The 19,046-nt window shown below is 61.3% G+C and carries 13 protein-coding genes; 4 read left to right on the plus strand and 9 right to left on the minus strand.

Features of this window, described 5'->3' with window-relative positions:
* Positions 1-73 precede the first annotated feature (73 nt).
* The gene (locus F6A13_RS02940) at positions 74-946 is read left to right on the plus strand and encodes a phosphoribulokinase (RefSeq protein ID WP_126604962.1); all 873 of its coding nucleotides are present in this window, start codon (positions 74-76) and stop codon (positions 944-946) included.
* Positions 947-1,089: 143 nt separating this feature from the next.
* On the plus strand, positions 1,090-1,761 hold the full coding sequence (locus F6A13_RS02945) for a phosphatase PAP2 family protein (protein WP_113526834.1): 672 nt from the start codon (positions 1,090-1,092) through the stop codon (positions 1,759-1,761).
* A gap of 25 nt (positions 1,762-1,786) precedes the next feature.
* Here F6A13_RS02945 and F6A13_RS02950 read toward each other — a convergent pair whose 3' ends face one another.
* The 6 genes from F6A13_RS02950 to F6A13_RS02975 all read right to left on the minus strand — a co-directional run bounded on the left by F6A13_RS02950 (position 1,787) and on the right by F6A13_RS02975 (position 8,845).
* Positions 1,787-3,313, minus strand: coding sequence for an NFACT RNA binding domain-containing protein (locus F6A13_RS02950; protein ID WP_126604964.1), 1,527 nt, complete (start codon positions 3,311-3,313; stop codon positions 1,787-1,789).
* 35 nt (positions 3,314-3,348) lie between these two features.
* The gene (sat, locus tag F6A13_RS02955) at positions 3,349-5,022 is read right to left on the minus strand and encodes a sulfate adenylyltransferase (protein ID WP_113526832.1); all 1,674 of its coding nucleotides are present in this window, start codon (positions 5,020-5,022) and stop codon (positions 3,349-3,351) included.
* A 10-nt stretch (positions 5,023-5,032) separates the two neighbouring features.
* A complete protein-coding gene (locus F6A13_RS02960; RefSeq protein WP_113526831.1) occupies positions 5,033-5,602 on the minus strand; it encodes a phosphoribosyltransferase family protein in 570 nt (189 codons plus the stop codon).
* Between the two features lie 357 nt (positions 5,603-5,959).
* Positions 5,960-7,615 (minus strand): chaperonin GroEL, encoded by a 1,656-nt coding sequence (gene groL / locus F6A13_RS02965; protein ID WP_113526830.1) that lies wholly within the window; start codon positions 7,613-7,615, stop codon positions 5,960-5,962.
* Between the two features lie 46 nt (positions 7,616-7,661).
* Positions 7,662-7,952, minus strand: a complete 291-nt coding sequence (groES, locus tag F6A13_RS02970) for a co-chaperone GroES (protein ID WP_009567579.1) — start codon at positions 7,950-7,952, stop codon at positions 7,662-7,664.
* A gap of 128 nt (positions 7,953-8,080) precedes the next feature.
* A complete protein-coding gene (locus F6A13_RS02975) occupies positions 8,081-8,845 on the minus strand; it encodes an alpha/beta hydrolase (RefSeq protein WP_225981925.1) in 765 nt (254 codons plus the stop codon).
* A gap of 378 nt (positions 8,846-9,223) precedes the next feature.
* On the opposite strand from F6A13_RS02975, the gene dsbD reads away from it, so the two are divergent.
* Positions 9,224-11,080 carry a protein-disulfide reductase DsbD gene (dsbD, locus tag F6A13_RS02980; RefSeq protein WP_151528413.1) on the plus strand — a complete coding sequence of 619 codons (1,857 nt, stop codon included), beginning with the start codon at positions 9,224-9,226 and terminating at the stop codon, positions 11,078-11,080.
* A gap of 19 nt (positions 11,081-11,099) precedes the next feature.
* Here dsbD and F6A13_RS02985 read toward each other — a convergent pair whose 3' ends face one another.
* From F6A13_RS02985 to glnE, 3 genes are read right to left on the minus strand one after another with little or no spacing between them, the layout of a single operon-like run.
* Positions 11,100-11,312 carry a zinc-finger domain-containing protein gene (locus F6A13_RS02985; RefSeq protein WP_113526828.1) on the minus strand — a complete coding sequence of 71 codons (213 nt, stop codon included), beginning with the start codon at positions 11,310-11,312 and terminating at the stop codon, positions 11,100-11,102.
* Positions 11,313-11,316: 4 nt separating this feature from the next.
* Positions 11,317-12,240 carry a branched-chain amino acid transaminase gene (locus F6A13_RS02990; protein WP_113526827.1) on the minus strand — a complete coding sequence of 308 codons (924 nt, stop codon included), beginning with the start codon at positions 12,238-12,240 and terminating at the stop codon, positions 11,317-11,319.
* A 12-nt stretch (positions 12,241-12,252) separates the two neighbouring features.
* Positions 12,253-15,117: a bifunctional [glutamate--ammonia ligase]-adenylyl-L-tyrosine phosphorylase/[glutamate--ammonia-ligase] adenylyltransferase gene (glnE, locus tag F6A13_RS02995; RefSeq protein ID WP_113526826.1), complete on the minus strand. Its 2,865-nt coding sequence runs from the start codon at positions 15,115-15,117 to the stop codon at positions 12,253-12,255.
* A 252-nt stretch (positions 15,118-15,369) separates the two neighbouring features.
* On the opposite strand from glnE, the gene F6A13_RS03000 reads away from it, so the two are divergent.
* Positions 15,370-19,044 (plus strand): YhdP family protein, encoded by a 3,675-nt coding sequence (locus tag F6A13_RS03000; protein WP_126604966.1) that lies wholly within the window; start codon positions 15,370-15,372, stop codon positions 19,042-19,044.
* Positions 19,045-19,046 lie beyond the last annotated feature (2 nt).

A 19,046-nucleotide genomic window follows, 5' to 3' on the forward strand; every position in this document is an offset into this window, starting at 1 on the left:
ACTGGCGCGAAGGATGTATTTATCCACAGCCCGGGTCGCTGCAGGTTTTCTTCACCAAAGAGGTTATATTTCCATGTCCAAAAAACATCCCGTCATTGCCGTGACTGGTTCCTCAGGGGCGGGTACCACCACCGTCAAACATGCCTTCCATGACATTTTTCGGCGCCTGAAAATCGACCCGGTTGTCATCGAAGGCGACAGCTTCCATCGTTACAACCGCAACGAGATGCGCGAAGCCATTGCCAAGGCGGCGGCCGATGGTAAAACCATCAGTCATTTCGGCCCGGAAGGCAATGATTTTGAGTCCTTGGAGCGCCTGTTCCGCGAGTATGGCGAGAGCGGCCATGGGCAGATGCGCTACTACGTCCACGACGAAGCGGAGGCAGAACTGCGGGGTAGCGCGCCGGGCACCTTCACTCCCTGGCAGGATATCCCCCTGGGGACCGACCTGTTATTTTACGAAGGATTACATGGTGGTGTAAAGACGGGCGCTGTCGATGTAACCAATTACGTCGACCTGCTGGTGGGTGTGGTGCCGGTGGTCAATTTGGAGTGGATTCAGAAGATTCACCGTGACAATGCCCAGCGCGGCTACTCCGCCGAGGCGATTGTGGATACCATCCTGCGCCGTATGCCTGACTATATCCACTACATCACCCCGCAGTTCTCCCGTGCGCACATCAATTTCCAGCGTGTACCGCTGGTGGATACCTCCAATCCTTTCATCGCCCGCGACATCCCGACCCCGGACGAAAGCATGGTGGTCATCCGCTTCCGGGATCCCAAGGAAGAGAATTTCCCCGCCCTCCTGCAGATGTTGCCGGGTAGTTTTATGTCGCGTTCCAACACCCTGGTGATCCCAGGGACGAAGATGGGCTATGCGATGGAACTCATTCTCGGCCCGCGTATCGAGCGGATGCTGGAGGATATGCATCTCACCATTTAGGGCTGCAGGCTTCCTGGCTTTTGAACAATGATCCCGTGGTGGCTGTAGCCGCCGCGGGATTGCTGGTTCTGGCAGGAATATATTGGTGCCCCGAGTTTCCACTAACCACCAGTAATGAACCGATATCTCCTGGAGAAGAAGCCTTGAATGAAAACAATCGGGAGAGGCCATGGTACCGTCAAGCTGCAGAGGTGATACCCAGGCATGCGTATCTCAAATTTGTCGGAACGACGACGTTTATCAGCGTATTTTTCGTTGCTTACTTCTATTTGCTCAAAGATCCGGCATACCCGGTAACGGTGATGCCGAGAATCTGGCTGGATCACCTGATCGGTTTTCAGCCACTCTCATTACCTTTCTACCTATCGCTGTGGTTTTATGTTTCCCTTCCCCCGGCATTATTGGCCACGCGGCGCGAACTTGTTGACTATGCCATGAGCATGGCGGGAACCTGCCTTGTGGGGTTGATCATCTTCTACTTTTGGCCCACCGCGGTGCCCGTGGCCCATATTGATTGGGCTCTGTATCCAGATGTGGATTTCCTCAAAAACATGGACGCCTCTGGCAATGCCTGCCCTTCGCTACACGTCGCCACAGCGGTTTTTTCAGGTATCTGGCTACATTATTTGCTGCGACGCTTCGGTGCGCCGCTGTGGATAGTCCTCTGCAATTGGATTTGGTGTGCGGGCATCGTATATTCCGCCCTGGCCCTACGCCAGCACGTGGCCCTAGATGTGTTGGCGGGACTGGTGCTTGGGGGGCTGGCTGCTTACCTGTCGTTGCGGAAGTCGCAGAGCAGAGACGTCTTTTATTGAATGTCTCTCTCAGGCATGATGCCGGTCAGCCGTCGCGGCGCACTCGGATGCTCTGAAAGTGGCGGTAGGTCACTTGTCCGGGTCCGCCGCCCGATTTACGTTGGACATGGCGGATTTCCGTCCAGTCCACCTCCCCGCTGATGGCGCGGGACTGGCTTTGCTGCAGGGCGATGCGTGCGGTGGCGGCGAGCACCGGCTCGGGCACCGGGGTCTGGCTGTTCTCCCGGCGCAACACCACATGGCTGCCGCCTAAATCCTGAATGTGAAACCACAGGTCCCAGGATTTGGCTGCGCGGAAGGTCAGGCGGTCATTCTCCCGGGCATTTTTACCCCAGAGGACCGTAAAGCCGTCGATGACGGTTTGACTGAATGTGGCATCCTCCGGTTTCCCTTTTTTTGCCGGGTTTCTGGACGTGGGCGACGTGTGGGTTGCCGAACCGTCCACGGATGGTGCATATGACTCGCTACCCGCAAGGCGTTCCAGCAGCTTCTCTGCCTCCTGCAGGCGGCTGGTGATTTCCCGCTGTGCGCGCTGACTGCGTTGCGCCTGCTGCATATACCACTGCGCCTGCTGGTGCAGAAATTTGCCTGGTGTTACGGCAATAGTCAGGAGCGTACCTGCTGCGCTGGTGTGGTCTGGGGCGCTGATCTGCGTGTCTGACGCCATCGTGTCGGGCAGGGCGAAGAGGGCGTAGGCCTGGGTACGATACACCTCCGGGTCCTCCCAGCGCGCCATATCCCGGCGCATGTGCCGGATGCGGTGTTGCAGACGTTCCCGCTGCAAGGCGAGCGCCCGTTCCTGTGCTGAGGGTTGCGGGTGTGCGGCGGGGAGCACCAAGCGCAGCGCCTCCTGTGCCGGGATCTCCTGCATCGGTGCCCAGTCGGGCAGGGGCACGGGGTAGAGGACGGATTTGTCGACCTCCGCCGAAGATCGCCACCAGGACGCGCACGGATCTAACCGCTGCAACCAGACCTCCTGCATGGCCTGCTGCTCGGCCGTGTGCTGCGGGCGATAACGGGGTGCGACGCGGTGCAGCCAGGCGGCGGCACTCGGTAAGGGCTGGTCAAAGGGCAGACTGTCTTCCGGCGGTACATACACCACGCCGGGCAGGAAGCGCGGCGTGGCCTTACTGTCGAGGCTATCCCAGCGCCAGGCCCAGCGAATATGCTGCGTCTCGTCGAGCAGGGCGATATTGCCGCGTCCACCAAAGCATTCGGCAATCAGGCTGACCTGGTCCACCCGCTTGCTGATATGGACACGGCGGCAATCCATGCGCACGATGCGATCCGCCCAGGGCACGCTGATGCGCTGAATGCGAAAACCCGCTAAACGCTGGTTGAGTGGGCTGGTCCAGGTGGTCAGGGCGCCTGGCTTATGGAATGCCTGGTCCTGCCAGAGCCCCAGAGGGGCACGCTGCACGATGAGCGCGATATGCGCCTTGGCGGTATGTAAATAAATCCCGCCCGGCGCGTCGCTGATGCCCTGGATGGCTTGCTGCGCGAGCTCGCGGTCCAGACACTGGGCGGCGGCGGCGAGTTGCAACGTGTCCATCTGTCGAAGCTAAACCGCGCGCACTGGCAACGTGCTCACGCCTCTTTGCGCGCCGCGTTCACGACCGGCTTATCCGTCACCGCGCCCAGTTGGCGCAGCACGCCCATCAGTGCCGCCAACGCTGTCGGCGGCTTTTGCAGGCCGGCGTCCAGTACACACTCCGCCTGCTCCGGCGCTTCGTAGGGGTCGTCCACACCCGTAAAGCCGGTGATTTCGCCGCGCATGGCCTTGGCATAGAGACCTTTGGGATCGCGCTCGGCACAGACTTCCAGCGGGGTGGCCACATGGACTTCGATAAATAGGCCACCCGCTTCTTCCACCAGACGACGCGCATCAGCACGGGCCTGACGATAGGGCGAAATGGCAGCGACCACCGCAATGCCGCCATGGCGTGCCACCAAACTGGCGACGAAGCCGATGCGGCGGATATTCTCGTCGCGGTCTTCGCGGCTGAAACTCAAACCTTTGGACAGAAAACGCCGCACCACATCGCCATCCAGCAAGGTTACGGCGCGCTCATCATCCGCTTCCAGAGTGCGGGCCAGCATCCCCGCCAGAGTGCTTTTGCCGCTGGCAGACAGTCCGGTAAACCAGATGACCAGTCCGCGCCGGTCCGCACCGCGGTAGGCCTGACGCAATATCTGAATGACCTCCGGCGGGGAGAACCACTCGGGGATATCCTCCCGGCTGGCCAGTCGCCGCCGCAATTCCGTACCGGAAATGCCCGCCAGGGCCTCGCCGTTGGCCTCTTCCACCGGCACATAACGGCGCCGGGTGCGGGAATACGCATACTCGGGCAGAAAAATGCCGGCAATACCCATCTCATCGGCGTGCCGGGCAAAAAGCTCCTGTGCCGCAAAAGCCGGGTAGAACAGACCGCCCGCCGCCGCGCCAGGGTCGGCATGGCCACGACCGATGATGAAATGGGTGGCGCCATAATTGCGGCGAATCAGCGCGTGCCAGAGCGCCTCCCGCGGGCCGGCCATACGCATGGCCAAGGGTAGGGGCGAGAGCAGGGCGGTCGCCTGGGGATAATGGCCCAGCACCGCACGATACACACGCATGCGGTAGGATGCCTCCACATCACCGGGCTTGGTGGGGCCGATAGCCGGATGCAGCAGCAGACGCGCGCCCGCACCCGCCCGTTCCAGCCCCGCCTGAGTCACGGCAATGTGCGCGTGATGGAGAGGGTTGCGGGTCTGAAAGGCGACAACCGGGTGCGTTCCGCTCCAGTACCTTTGCAGCATGGCCGGGGTCTGATATTCGGGCGGAAATTCAACGGCGGCGGCGCGAGTCAGGGTGTCTGCATCCCAAGCCGACACGCGCCCTGCCACATAGTAGGGGCCGCGCGCCAGCAACTCGGCTACACCCGGATGGCTGGGGTCGGTCGTTCCATAAACCGCCGAGGCCTCCAGCAGTTTATCGGGACGATAGCAGGCGCTGACGGCAACGGCACCGAGGGGGGTACCGTCACTGCGCTCCAGCCGCAAAGTAACCCCTGCCGCCAAGGACCGGCCGAGTGCCTCGCTGACATCGAGCACCACGGGAATGGGCCAAAGCGTGCCGTTGCCCAGACGCATATCCTGTAGCACGGACTGCCAGTCCGCTGCATCCAGGTAACCTTCCAATGGGGCAAAAGCGCCGGTCAGCAACAGCTCCAGGTCGCAGCGCTGGCGCGCCGTCAGCACATGAATCGATGGCATGGACATGGGCCGGTCCTTACGCGGAGAGCGGAAAGAGCGGCAGGTGCGCCAGGGCAATCACTTCCGCCCATTGGGCTATATCGCCTTCCGTACAAATGGCCGCGACGGCGGCGATCTCTGCCTCGGCTTGCACCATAAGCGCGCGCATGGCCGCCAAGGTCGAGCCAGTGCTGACCACGTCATCCACCAGCGCCACCCGCCGGCCGCTGATCGCCGCGCGATCCTTGGCATCCAGATACAGGGTCTGGGGCTTGCCGGTGGTGATGGACAGAGTCTCCGTGGACAAGGCCTCGCCCATGTAGGACTTGTAGTTCTTGCGCAGGACGATATACGGGCGCCCACTGTGCACCGACAGGGCGTAGGCCAGGGGAATACTCTTGGCCTCCGCAGTGACGATCACATCGTAGGAGATGCCCGCCATGCGCCCGTTCAGCGCATGGGCTGCGGCCTCCGTCAGTTCCGTATCGCCGAGGATGTTGAGGACGGCGATGGCCAGGTCCGACTGCACCTTGAAGAGGGGGAGGTGGCGCTCCACTCCGTTGATGTTGAGGGGGTAGGTGCTGCTATGGCTATCGGTGTGGGTCATGGATGCTCCTTTTACGCGCATTCTGCCACAGGGGAAGGGGGGTGGGTAGCTTGGGGCGGGTGTCTTCCAAGAAAAGTTGTTTGCTGGGGAATCACGGGTTGGATGCCACCTTTACCTCTACCTTAACGTTGGCCATCAGCACCGTGAGCTTTGCGTTTGGATGGCGCGGTTTAGCTGACACCCATGGAACATCATGTTTGCGAACAGATTCGGCCCAACGAATCAAGTTAGATCGTGTGTAGCCCCGATCTTGCTCTGAGGATTGCATATATCTCTGCAGTGGCACTGAAGACCCATAAAAAAAGCCGGCCCCGAAGGGCCGGCTTTCTGACGCTACAGGCGTGAGGGGGTAAGGGCTTAGAAGCCGCCCATTCCACCCATGCCGCCCATACCACCCATGTCACCACCCATATCGCCGCCTGCCTTGTCGTCTTTCTTCGGCAGTTCGGTGACCATGGCTTCCGTGGTAATCATCAGGCCAGCAATGCTGGAGGCCTTCTGCAACGCGGTGCGGGTGACCTTGGTCGGGTCGATGACGCCCATCTCGAACATGTCGCCATATTCGTCGGTGGCGGCGTTGTAGCCGTAGCCGTCTTTACCGTCCACAACCTTGTTCAGAACCACGCTGCCTTCACCGCCGGCATTGGCGACGATCTGACGCAGCGGCTCTTCGATGGCGCGACGGATGATGGCAACACCCATGTCCTGGTCGTGGTTGTCGGTCTTGAAGCCTTTCAGCGCCTGACGGGCACGGACCAGCGCCACACCGCCGCCGGGGACGATGCCTTCTTCGACGGCCGCACGGGTAGCGTGCAAGGCGTCTTCGACACGAGCCTTCTTCTCCTTCATTTCCATCTCGGAACCGGCACCGACCTTGATGACGGCAACGCCACCGGCCAGTTTGGCCACGCGCTCCTGGAGCTTCTCGCGATCGTAGTCGGAGCTGGCATCTTCCATCTGACGACGGATCTGCTCAACGCGCGCCTTGATCTCGCTCTGCTGACCAGCACCATCGATCATGGTGGTGTTTTCCTTGTCGATGACAATCTTTTTGGCCTGGCCGAGATCGGCGAGGGTGGTGCTTTCCAGCTTCATGCCGATTTCTTCGGAGACCACGCGGCCGCCGGTCAGGATGGCCATGTCTTCGAGCATCGCCTTGCGACGATCACCAAAGCCCGGGGCCTTGACCGCAGCGACCTTGATGATGCCGCGCATGGTGTTGACGACCAGGGTGGCCAACGCTTCGCCTTCGACATCCTCAGCCACGATCAGCAGCGGACGACTGGACTTGGCGACCTGCTCCAGGATGGGCAACATGTCGCGGATGGAGGAAATTTTCTTGTCGTGCAGGAGGATGTAGGGATTCTCCAGCTCGGCAACCATCTTGTCCTGGTTGTTGACGAAGTAGGGGGAGAGATAGCCGCGATCGAACTGCATACCTTCGACGACGTCCAGCTCGTTGGCGAGGCCGGAGCCTTCTTCCACGGTGATGACGCCTTCGTTGCCGACCTTCTCCATGGCTTCGGCAATGATCTTGCCGATGGAGTCGTCAGAGTTGGCGGAGATGGTGCCTACCTGGGCGACTTCCTTCTGGGTCTTACAGGGCTTGGACTGCTTCTTCAGCTCTTCGACGACGACGACGACCGACTTGTCGATGCCGCGCTTCAGGTCCATGGGGTTCATGCCGGCGATGACGGCCTTGAGGCCTTCGCGGATGATGGCCTGGGCCAGAACGGTGGCGGTGGTGGTGCCGTCACCGGCTTCGTCGGAAGCCTGGGAGGCGACTTCTTTCACCATCTGCGCGCCCATGTTCTCGAACTTGTCGGCCAGTTCGATTTCCTTGGCGACGGAGACGCCGTCCTTGGTAATGGTGGGGGCACCGAAAGACTTGTCGAGTACCACGTTACGGCCCTTGGGACCCAAGGTGACCTTGACGGCATCGGCGAGTACGTTAACGCCACGCAACATCTTCTCGCGGGCATGTTCAGCAAAGGCTACTTGTTTGGCTGGCATAAATACTCCTCAAAATAGGTGAAATGGTTGGGATATTCAGCAATGCTTACTTTTCGATGACCGCCATGATGTCGTCTTCACGCATCACCAGCAGTTCTTCACCTTCGACCTTGATCTCGGTGCCGGCATATTTGGCGAAGAGCACCTGATCACCAGTTTTGACGTCGAGGGCACGCACTTTGCCGTCTTCGAGAATTTTGCCATGGCCGGCAGCGACGATTTCGCCCCGTACCGGTTTTTCTTTGGCGGTGTCGGGAATGATGATCCCACCGGCAGTCTTCTGCTCTTCTTCCAGGCGACGAATGACGACGCGATCATGTAAAGGACGCAGTTTCATTGAGCATTTCCTCGTTATTTACAAGTGAATGGATGACTTCATCCTGGGTGTTGTTAGCAGTCACACCCATCGAGTGCTAATCATAGGCGCTGAGAATGTCCTGTCAAGGGGCGGGTGTTACAAGGTACTCAGGAGATGCGGTTCCAGAGAGATTGCAGGCTGCGCAGGAGCGTGGCATCGGCGCCTCGTAGGCGATGATCGACGCCCGGTAAGGGGCGGATGGCCAGTTCTGGCGCATGGGTGCGGGCGGCGAACCGATAGCTGAGGGCGATGGGCACGGCTTCATCGGCGCTGCCGTGCAGAATCTCCACCGGGCAGTGCAGGTGCGGCGGAAAGCGCAGCAGGTCGTAGCGCCAGCTGTCCGCGACCAGATCGAAGCGCATGTGCAACTCACCGAGCCCGTAAGGATCCTCCCAACTGCGCAGATTGCTCTCCTCCCACGCTTGCCTTTCGGCAGCGGGCAAACGTCGGAAAATTTCCTGAATGAAGTTGTAAGCGGGGGCAATGAGCAGCAGGGCGCGGATCTGCTCCGGCCATCGGGTGGCGGCGATGGTGCCCAGCCATCCGCCCATGCTGGAACCTACCAGCAGCACCGGGCGATCCTGCAGCATATTATGTAGAATCAACCGGAGGTCGGCCAGGTAACGGGACAGGGTCAGCGCCTGGAAGGGTCCATCGGAGCGACCGACGCCACGTGGATCAAAGCGTACCCAGGACCAGCCTTGCGCCTGCGCGTTGCGGGCGAGGATCTGCGATTTGGTGCCTTCCATATGGGAGGCGAAGCCAGGGAGGAAGATGCCGACGGGGTCGGTGTGGTTTTCGTGAATGAGTCCGCAGACGCGGTCGCCATTGGGGTGAACCAGAGTAAAAGCTCTTTCGGCCGACGGGGACACTGGCTGCTCCATGTAAAAAAGGGCAACCCGGAGTCGCCCTAAAACCACAAAGGAGAAAAGAAACATGCGCTCGCAACCAGCTACTGGCTGCAAGCGAAATATTAGCAAAAGGTGGAAGGACTGGCAAGTTACATTCCGACCGGTCGGATAAAAAGAAAGGGCGGACCAAACGGCCCGCCCAAAACCACCAAAGGAGGAAGAAACATGCGCTCGCAACTATCACAGCCGCTTGCAAAGGATTAGAGAACAGGGGCAGCAGAAAGTTCCATGCGTCTGTGATTTCTTTCCCGAACCCCGTATCCTCAGTGTGGTAACGTAGGCTCAGTGGTCTTCAGGAACGAATCGGCTGTGGAACCTGTCTCTATGGGTGAGGACAAAATGGCGAGGAGCGACGTGGGTATGAGAGCCGGAAACGGGAGAAGGGCCGGTTGGGCCATGGGTGTCCGGTTATGGAGCGGAATTTGCGGTGTCCTGCTGTTGTCCTGGCTGTCTCTCGGCTATGCCGGTACATTTCTGACCCCGGACCAGGCATTTCATTTTGAAGCGCGGCTGAGTGGCCGGCACCAGTTGCAACTGCACTGGGATGTGGCGCAGGGATACCACCTGTACCGCGACCGGATCAAGTTCTCCGTGACGCCGAGCAATGTGCTGCTAGGGCACTATACATTGCCCGCAGGGGTGGAGCTGAACGACCCGGTTTTCGGCAAGACACGGGTATTGGAAGGGAAAAATACCCTCACGGTACCTTTTACCGTTCAGGGAACCGCCCCTGCTTTCATTGAACTGAAATCCAGCTATCAGGGCTGTGCCAATGCGGGTGTTTGCTACCCGGAGCAGGTCAAGACGATCACGCTGGCCTTGACCCGGCAGGCCGTGCCGCCCCCAGCGGCGGCGCCTGTCGTGTCCCCGCCGGGGGGGGCGGCTGTCCCGGCTGCGGTGACCAGCCCCGTGAATGATGCCGGGGCGCTGGCAAGGGCTTTGCATGACCGCTTCTGGCTCACCTTGGGTCTCTTTTTTATCTCCGGACTGGGGCTGGCCTTTACGCCCTGTATTTTTCCCATGATTCCTATCCTCTCCGCCCTGATCGTCGGTAAGGAGGCAGGGCGTGGCCCGCAACGGTCACGCGCCTTTGGGCTTTCCGTCGCCTATGTGCTGGGAATGTCACTGACCTACAGTATTGCCGGGGTGCTGGCGGCGGTGAGCGGCGCCTATATGCAGGCGGCCTTCCAGAGTCCCTGGGTGCTGGGGGCTTTTGCCTTTGTTTTTGTGCTGCTGGCGCTGTCCATGTTCGATTTTTACGAGCTGCAAATGCCGAGTGGCATTCAGACACGTCTGGCCGGCATGGGACGGGGTGGGCACCTGATCAGTACCTTTGTCATGGGGACGCTTTCGGCGCTGATCGTCGGGCCCTGCGTGGCCGCCCCCCTGGCCGGCGGGCTGCTCTTCATTTCCCAGACGGGAGATGTTTTTCTTGGCGGGTTGTCACTTTTCGCCTTGAGCCTGGGGATGGGCGTGCCTTTGCTGATCATCGGCACTTCCGCCGGCCATTTTCTGCCGCGGGCTGGTGCCTGGATGAATGCCGTTAAGGCGGTTTTCGGGGTAGTGTTGCTGGGCGTCGCCATCTGGTTGCTGACACGGGTTCTGCCGGGGTCCGTCAGTCTGGCCTTATGGGCAGCGCTGGCAGTCATCAGTGCCATCTATCTCGGGGCTCTGGATGCAATCCCGGCGGGTGCTTCGGGCTGGCGCCGTTTTTGGAAAGGCCTCGGAGTGCTCATGCTGGTGTACGGCCTGGTGATGGGGGTGGGGGCGCTGGGCGGCGGCAGCGATCCCCTGCAACCCCTGGCAAGCTATACTGCGGCGGCGGTGCCGCCCGAAAACCGGGCCGAGGCCCTGCATTTTACTACCGTGAAAACCCCCGAGGCCCTGCAGACCGCACTGGCACAGGCCAGGGGCAGACCGGTGCTGGTGGATTACTGGGCAAGCTGGTGCGTGGAATGTCTGCGCATGGATAAAGTCACGTTTGTCGATCCGCAGGTGGTGGCCGCCCTACGCAAGCGGCGGCTGATCCGCGTGGATGTGACCCAGGATGACGCCGCCAGCCGCGCCCTCCTGAAGCGTTACAACCTGGTGGGACCCCCGGCTTTCATCGCTGTAGCCGCAGATGGCAGGACGACGGCACAGCAGGAGGGATATCTGGGGCCGGAGGCGTTTATGGGGTGGTTGCACAAATCCTAGAGAAGCCAGCGCGGGTTTTTCAGTGCCCGGCCGCCTGCTGCAGCGGCCCGCCCTTCAGCACATAAAGCGTTCCGCAATATGGGCAGCGGACCTCCCCGGTCTCTTCGATTTTGAGGAAAACGCGGGGATGCCCGTCCCAGCGGCTCATGCCGGGTGTGGGGCAGCAGAGGGGGAGGTCTTTGGCTTCGATCTCTGTGTAGTTGCGGTCACAGCACTTGCCGGGGCTGGTCATACGGTCAGCCTACGTGGTGCAACCATTCCGGGTGGTCCTCGCGGCGCCCGGCAACGGTGTCGAAATAGCGACTTTGCAGCATTCCTGTGATCGGGCCGCGACGCCCTTCGCCAATGACCCGACCATCGATTTCGCGGATGGGGGTGACTTCGGCAGCAGTACCGGTAAAGAAAGCCTCGTCGGCGATGTAGAATTCATCACGGGTCAATTGCTTCTCGACGATGGGAATGCCGGCATCGCGGGCAAAACGCAGGATGGTGTCGCGGGTGATGCCTTCGAGGGCGCTGGTCAGCGTTGGCGTATAAAGAACGCCATCACGAATCATGAAAACATTTTCACCGGAACCTTCAGACACATAACCCTCGCGGTCTAGTAACAGGGCCTCGTCGTAGCCGCAGGAGGCCGCCTCACGCTGGGCCAGCATGGAGTTCATGTAGTTGCCGGTGGCCTTGGCCTTGCACAGATGTATGTTGACGTGGTGACGGCTGAAGGAACTCACCTTGACGCGGATGCCCTTTTCCAGTGCCTCCTGGCCCAGATAGCTGCCCCAGCTCCAGGCGGCAATGAGCACATGGACCTTGAGCCCCTTGGCGGACAAGCCCATACCTTCGGCGCCATAGAAGAACAGGGGGCGGATATAGGCGGATTCCAGATGATTGGCGCGGATGACTTCCTTGGTGGCGTCGTTGATCTGGTCCTGCGTAAAAGGGGTATCCATCTGCAAAATCTTGGCGCTGTTAAAGAGACGGTTGGTGTGCTCCGGCAGACGGAAAATAGCGGTACCTTGCGGCGTGGCGTAGGCACGTTCCCCTTCGAAACAGCCCATGCCGTAGTGCAGGCTGTGGGTAAGACCGTGCACGGTGGCCTCCCGCCAGGGGACCATCTTGCCGTCAAACCAGATAAAACCGTCGCGTTCCGCCATGGACATCGTCACATCTCCTTAATCGGTATAACTGCCAATGAGTTCCTGCCAAATCTTTCGCACCCCGTGCGCGGCGGCTTGCAGCATATCCCAGTCGGGGATTTCCGCGGCACGGACGACGGGATCCTGTAAGCCCAGCCAGCGTCGGTTTTCCATCTCTCGGTACAGATGCCAAGCCTGTCCGAGCGCAACGCCCTGCTCCGTGCCCCAGGTGCCGACGCGGGTCAGTGCGGCTATGCCAGCGGCTGTCCCGATACCCTGGCACAGGACGGGCTGCTGCGAACAGGCCCCTAGCATAGCAAATTGTACGAGAAACTCGATATCCGTGAGGCCGCCCGGGCTGAGTTTCAGATGAAAGGTGTCCCGGGCGATGCTTTTGCTCTGGTAAATGCGCCGCCGCATGCTGCGGATATCTTCTCTCAGTTGCCCGGAGTCGCGTGGCCGGCCAAGGATTTCTGTGCGCAGGTCCGCGAAACGAGCGCCGAGTTCGGCATCCCCTGCGACCCAGCGGGCGCGGGTGAGGGCCTGATGTTCCCAGGTCCAAGCCGATTCGCGCTGATAGCGGCTGAACGCATCCAGCGTGGTGACCAGAGGGCCGGATTGACCGCTGGGGCGCAGGCGCATGTCGATTTGATAGAGCAATCCGGCGCGGGTGAGGGTGCTGAGGATGTGGATGAGCCTTTGTCCGAGGCGGGCGAACCAAGTGGGGGCCGGGATCGGGGCGGGACCATCACTTTCGGCATCGAGGGGGGCATCGTACAGATAGACGAGGTCGAGGTCGGAGGCGAACCCCATTTCCTGGCCACCCAGCTTCCCGAAGGCGATGACCGCGAAGCGGGCTACTTGGCCGTTGCCGGCGCGCACGTTGCCGTGGCGACGCTGCATCTCTGCTTCGGCCCAGTCCAGCGCGGTTTGCAGGGTAAGCCGGGCGAGCCCGCTGAGTTGGGATAGCAAGGTTTCCACGGGCATCTGCTTTGTCCAGAAGACGGCGGCGAGACGCAGAACTTCCGCATTTTTGAAGCGGCGCAGTGCATCCATGCGCTCTTCCATATCTGCTGCGAGCTGTAATTGTGCCGCGAGGGTTTGTGGCCAGTGCTCAGGACTGACAGGCGTATCGCTGAGCACGTCATCCAGCAGGATGGGGAAGCGTGCCAGTTCCTGTGCCAGCCAGGGACTGTGCAGTAACCGCGCGATGCGGACGAGATAGGGCGGGTTCTCGGCGAGCAGCGCGAGGTAGTTGGCACGCCCGAGAACGGCCTCGATGAGGGTCAGGAAGCGCTGTAACAAGGCGTCGGTGTCTGGCTGTGTGCTGCACAGGTCGAGGATCAGAGGGAGCAGGCGGTTGAGCCGTTGCCGTCCTTCCGTGGAGAGACGGCTGGCCACATCGCGGCTGTGGGCAAAGCGCCACAGGCTCGTCCACGCGGTTTCCGGGGCGGCAAAGTGCAGGACTTGGAGCAGGTCGCCGGGCGCCGCTTCCATGGCACCGGTCTGGGCGAATTGCCAGAGTCGGTTGGCGTTGTCCTCTGCAGGCGAATGTGGTGTGGGCTTCGGCGCCAGTGTGCGCTGGAAGATCGTGTGGGTCTGCAGGCGGAGTTCGCTCAGGGTCGCACGCAGGGCTGCCACATCCATAAAACCCATAGCGCAGGCCAGGCGCTGCCATTCCGTTTCGCTTTTTGGTAGTTGCTGGGTCTGCTGATCATCGACCATTTGCAGGCAGTGTTCGATGTTACGCAGGAAAAGATAGGCGTGGCGGAGCAGGCCGATGTCCTCAGCGGGCAGGAGTTCGGCTTGGGCGATAGCCGCGAGGGTGTCCAGGGTGTTGGTGCTGCGCAGGGCAGGCTGGCGGCCACCGTGGATGATTTGCAGTGACTGGCAGACAAACTCGATTTCGCGGATGCCGCCACGGCCTTTTTTGATGTCGTTGCCGCTGCCTGCCTGTTCCGCATCCATGAGGGCTTTGACTTCCCGTAGGCCGGCGAGGGCGGTGTAGTCCAGGTAGCGGCGATAGACAAAGGGGCGCAGGGTGTCGAGGAGGGATTGGCCAAAGGCGACGTCACCCGCGACGGGGCGCGCCTTGATGAACGCGTAGCGCTCCCAGCCGCGTCCATGCACCTGGTAGTATTGCTCCATGGCCGCGGCGGAGATGCAGAGTGGGCCGGCATCGCCGAAGGGGCGCAGGCGCATGTCGATGCGGAAACAGAAGCCATCTGCGGTGCGCTGGTCGAGAGCCTGAATCAGCCAGCGGCCGAGGCGCAGGAAATACTCGCTATTGTCGATGGCGCCGGGGCCGTCTGTCTCACCGCCTCCACCGTGGCAGAAAATGAGGTCGATGTCTGAGGAAAGATTGAGCTCCCGCCCGCCCAGTTTGCCCATGCCGAGGATGGTGAAAGGCACTTCCAGGCCGTTCTTGTTGCGGGGGATGCCATGGCGTTGGCGCAGCGTCTGCACGCCGTAATCGTAGGCGTGTTGCAGGCAGGTTTCGGCCAGCGCGCTGAGGGCGGCTACCGTTTCCGGGTAATGCTCTCCGGGTTGACGATCCTGCCAGATGATTTCCACCATGCGCGCATTGCGGTACTCCCGCAGTCCGGCGAGGAAGGTATCGACCGGGACCGCTCCGACGGGCATAAGGGCGTGTCCTTCCCGCCGCGCGAGGTGCGGCAACCAGCCCGGATGGCGCTGCAGAAGGTGCCGTGCAAAGGTGCTGACGCAGGCTATCCGCACCAGATGTCGGGCAAAAGAAGGACCAAGGCGGACGAGTTCGGCCTGTTCTTCCCCGGAAAGAGCGGGCCAGATCGCCGCAAGTGATGCGGCGATGGCCTCCGCTTCCATGGGGGATTGGCGGATGGCCTGTAGGATCTCTGCGGGTAAATCGGACGCTGGCATACCGCGCTCCCTCCGGAGGGGCCTCTCGCTCTGTACATGGGGAGTGTAACTCATCCCCGTTTTGCAATCCGCATAGGGCGATGCGGCGTTTTTGTGCTAGGATTTTGCCCAATATCGCGCGAGTGAGTGTGACGCGGATGGTAACACAGCAGAAAATATCGTAGCAGGGAGCATGTTCATTACCTCATGGTTGTTTACCGGCGTTGACCGGACGGATTGATTGATGCTCCGGATTCCCGGGAGGGGCGTGCCTTGTCGCGTTTGCGCCTGATCCTTGCCGGTCTCCGCCGTTTCGGAGGTTGGTTGCTGGCCGTCGTGCCGACGCTGCTGGTATTGCTGGCAGGGGCTTTTTATCTCCTGGTGGTTCCCCGGCTTGATCTTCTGCGGCCCTACGTTTCACAGTTTTTGTCGCGGTCTTTGGGAGCGCCGGTGTCGGTACAGGGCATGCACCTGGGCTGGAATTGGGGACCATCGCTGGAACTGGCGGCGTTGCGGGTGGGTACGCCGTCCCGGCCCGAACTGACGCTGCAAGGGGTGCATCTGCGCCTTTTCGCCTTGCCCCTGCTTTGGGGGGACTGGGTAGCCCAGTATTTTAGCGTGGCAGACGGGGTGGTGTCTGTCGTTCAAACCGCCGATGGCTGGCGGGTGGCCGGGCAGAAGCCAGGACCCAGTGGAAGGGCGCTGCCACTGGATCTGAACTGGGCACATGTGGATGTCCGACACCTGACCGTGCAATGGCGCTCCCAGCCTCAGGCCAACCCTGTCCCCCTGCATGTACAGTGGCAGAGCAGTGGCGGTTTGCGCCCGCAGATGCAGGTGCAGGTGCGCTGGTCACCCCAGGGTCTGTTGCGTTACACCGGCGCAGTGCGCGGCATCTTCACGCGTCCGGGACGCTCCTCGGGCAGCGGTAAGTGGGTGTTGGAGTCGTTGCCTTTGTCCTGGCTCCATCCATTGGATACGCATCTGCCGGCGTTGACCGGAAGCATGAGCAGCCACGGGTATCTGCAGTGGCGTTATGGCGTGCCGCGCCTGGTCAGCGGGCAATTTGTCCTGCACGACGCCGGACTGGACGCCAGACAGGGGACACAAATCCATGGCCGCTTGGGCTGGAATGGAACGGGTTCCTCCGGAACATTGCAGCTTGCCGACGTAACAGGGCTTGCTGCACAACCCCTGGCCGCGCGATTGGGACTCGACTGGCGCCGTCGCCTGCAATGGCAGATTGAGGCGCCGCTGCTTCCCGCCGCACTCCTCCGGAGCGTGCCGGAAACGGCCCTGCCCGCTTCATTGCGCTGGATACCCCGGCAACAGTGGCGGGGCAGCTTGCGCAACCTGCACTTCCGCTCCCGCGGTACTGGACACCAGGCTGCGGCCTGGCAGCTTCAGGCGGTGCTGCGTGACGTCGCCGTCTCGCCCCATGGAAACTGGTTTGGCGTGCAGGGTCTCAGCGGTGATGTCAGCCTTCGTCCAGAAGCCTTGCAGTTTCATCTAGCGAGCCGGCAGTTCACGCTGGATTGGCCGCAACGTTTCGCGGCACCGCTGCGCCTGCGTGAAGTGTCCGCCCGGATCGTTGCCCAGAAAGCCGGTACCGACTGGTCGATTCGGGCCGATCCCATCGTGCTACAGGGGCCTGGTCACCTGCATGCCAGGGTGGCGGTGCAAGGGCGGGAACTGCGCCTGAGAGCCCGGCTCAACGATATGCCGGCGACGGCGATAGCTGATTTCGTACCCCGGACCGGCATCAGCCCGGCCCTGCGCCAGTGGCTGTTGCAGGCCTTTCAGGCGGGATCCGTGCAGCATGCCGATCTGCAATGGCAGGGGCCATGGAACCACCTGCCGCGCCAGGCGCCGGGTGAGCATTTTTCCCTGCGGGCCGATTTTCGCCACGTCACGCTGCGTTATGCCCCGCACTGGCCAGTGGCATCGCGGATGAACGCACAACTCCTCTGGAGGGGAGACCACCTTTCCGTCCGGAGTCACCAGGGTGACATTTTCGGGGTGCCGGTGGCTTCCGCCAGTGCCGATCTGGACCATCTGTTCGCGCCGCATACCTCGCCGTTGCAGATCACGGTGAATACGCCGGTCGCGCTTGAAAAAGTGCTGCCTTTTTTGCGCGCAACCCCCGTACTGGAAGGCAAGTCCGTGGCGGATATCCCCCTGCGCCTGACGGGTCAGGGGCAATTGCAATTGGCCCTCAGCATCCCTTTCGGGCCGGAAAAGACTGCGGTGAATGGCCGGGTCGATGTCCGTGACATGGGGGTCGGCTGGGACGCCTGGCGGGCCACGGGTTTGCAGGGACCAGTTTATTTCCAGCGGGACAAAATTCAGGCCGGTGCGTTGAACGGCATTTTTGCCGGTGGCCCGGTGCAGGCGAGTTTACGGGCCAGTCAACTGGAAACCGCGCCGCGGCTGGATTTTTCGCTGCGGGGTGCATTGCAGGCGGTGGATCTGCCCGTGCCGCAGCCCTGGCGCGCGGCTTTCCGTGGTGCTGTGCCATACCAAGGCAGTGGTACTTTGCTGAACAACGAGTTACGTTTCAGGGGTGGTGCGGATTTGGGCCAGACGCGCAGTGCCTTGCCGCAGCCTTTGAGCTGGGCATCGGGCAAGGGCGGAAACCTGACCTTCCGGGGTCAGGGGGATGTGACCCGTCATCTGCAGGCCGATTTGAGACTGCCGGTGGGGTCTGCCGCCCTGGCCTGGCAGCGGGGGCCATCGGTCTGGCGATGGCAGGCAGGAGCCGCACGCCTGGGTGGGGGAACCACGCCACCGCTGCCCAAGACCGGATTTTCTCTTCAGGGCAGTGGCAACAGCTTTGCTGTATGGCCGTGGCTGAGTCTGCTGAAGAGCGAAAAGGATCGTGGTACATGGCCGGAAATCCGCATCGACCTGCATTGGCGGCACCTGCTGCTTTTTGAACAGGATTGGCCGGACGTGCGGATGCGCGGTCAGGCTGCGGCGGAGAAGCTGCATCTGCAATTGACCGGTCCCCAGATAGCGGGTGCCCTGCAATATACGCGCGCGGTACCGCCGGCGGGTTCGGCGCAATTGCGCCTGGATATCCAGAAATTAAGCATCGCGGCGCCGTCATCTCCCAAAGTTCCGCCCTCCGGTTTTCCGCAGACGCTGGGGGGAGCAACTGGCAGCCCGCTGGCGCTCCACGCGCATATCGCCCAACTCGATTGGCGTGGCCACAAGGTGCAGGACGTGCTGCTGGATGCCGGGCGATCGGCGACGGGCTGGAAGATCGCCATGATCAAAGGCGACTGGGCAGACAGCCGATGGGATTTCAAGGGATCGTGGCAGGGCGCAGGGGCAGGTCAGTCGGCCTTTCAGGGGAAAGTCCGCAGCGACAATATTGCCCCCGTTCTGCAGGACATCGGCATGGAGACCCTGGACTACGGTCGCGCCGATTATGCGGGACAACTGTCCTGGCCGGGCGCGCCCTGGGATTTTTCGGTGGCGCACCTCAGCGGCAATATCCAGTCGAAGCTGTGGAATGGTCGCCTCCGGCAACTCGGTGCAGATATTTCCTGGCTCGTATTTCTCAATCCCACCACATTGTTCAAAGATGTGATCACCTTTGATTATCGCCCGCTCTTTGGCAGAGGACTGTTCTTTTCGAAGCTTTTTGCCGATTTTCAGATACACCATGGTGTCGCCCGTACCCGCAATATGCTTCTTGAATCCAGCGCTCTGGAAATGACAGGGCGCGGCGCCATCGATCTGGCGCATCAGTCCCTGAATATGGAACTGCAAGTCTACCCGTTGCAGAGTTTCGACCTGCTCCTCGGGAGTTTTCCCATACTGGGCCCCGCCCTCTTTGGGAAATCGGGTAAGGTGTTAGAATGGCATTATCAGGTTGACGGACCCTGGGGGCACCCCGAGGTGCACGAGGTGCATGCACCGGCCACGGCCGGGAAGGACTGAGA

Source organism: Acidithiobacillus sp. 'AMD consortium' (genome assembly GCF_008926505.1).
GTDB lineage: Bacteria > Pseudomonadota > Gammaproteobacteria > Acidithiobacillales > Acidithiobacillaceae > Acidithiobacillus > Acidithiobacillus ferridurans.

What these genes read in the sequence shown, in the direction of transcription:
- dsbD (WP_151528413.1), top strand. Translation starts at nt 9,224, where the DNA reads ATGGCGAGGAGCGACGTGGGTATGAGAGCCGGAAACGGGAGAAGGGCC.
- groL (WP_113526830.1), bottom strand. Translation starts at nt 7,615, where the DNA reads ATGCCAGCCAAACAAGTAGCCTTTGCTGAACATGCCCGCGAGAAGATG.
- F6A13_RS02990 (WP_113526827.1), bottom strand. Translation starts at nt 12,240, where the DNA reads ATGTCCATGGCGGAACGCGACGGTTTTATCTGGTTTGACGGCAAGATG.
- F6A13_RS02950 (WP_126604964.1), bottom strand. Translation starts at nt 3,313, where the DNA reads ATGGACACGTTGCAACTCGCCGCCGCCGCCCAGTGTCTGGACCGCGAG.
- F6A13_RS02940 (WP_126604962.1), top strand. Translation starts at nt 74, where the DNA reads ATGTCCAAAAAACATCCCGTCATTGCCGTGACTGGTTCCTCAGGGGCG.
- F6A13_RS02960 (WP_113526831.1), bottom strand. Translation starts at nt 5,602, where the DNA reads ATGACCCACACCGATAGCCATAGCAGCACCTACCCCCTCAACATCAAC.
- groES (WP_009567579.1), bottom strand. Translation starts at nt 7,952, where the DNA reads ATGAAACTGCGTCCTTTACATGATCGCGTCGTCATTCGTCGCCTGGAA.
- sat (WP_113526832.1), bottom strand. Translation starts at nt 5,022, where the DNA reads ATGTCCATGCCATCGATTCATGTGCTGACGGCGCGCCAGCGCTGCGAC.
- glnE (WP_113526826.1), bottom strand. Translation starts at nt 15,117, where the DNA reads ATGCCAGCGTCCGATTTACCCGCAGAGATCCTACAGGCCATCCGCCAA.
- F6A13_RS02985 (WP_113526828.1), bottom strand. Translation starts at nt 11,312, where the DNA reads ATGACCAGCCCCGGCAAGTGCTGTGACCGCAACTACACAGAGATCGAA.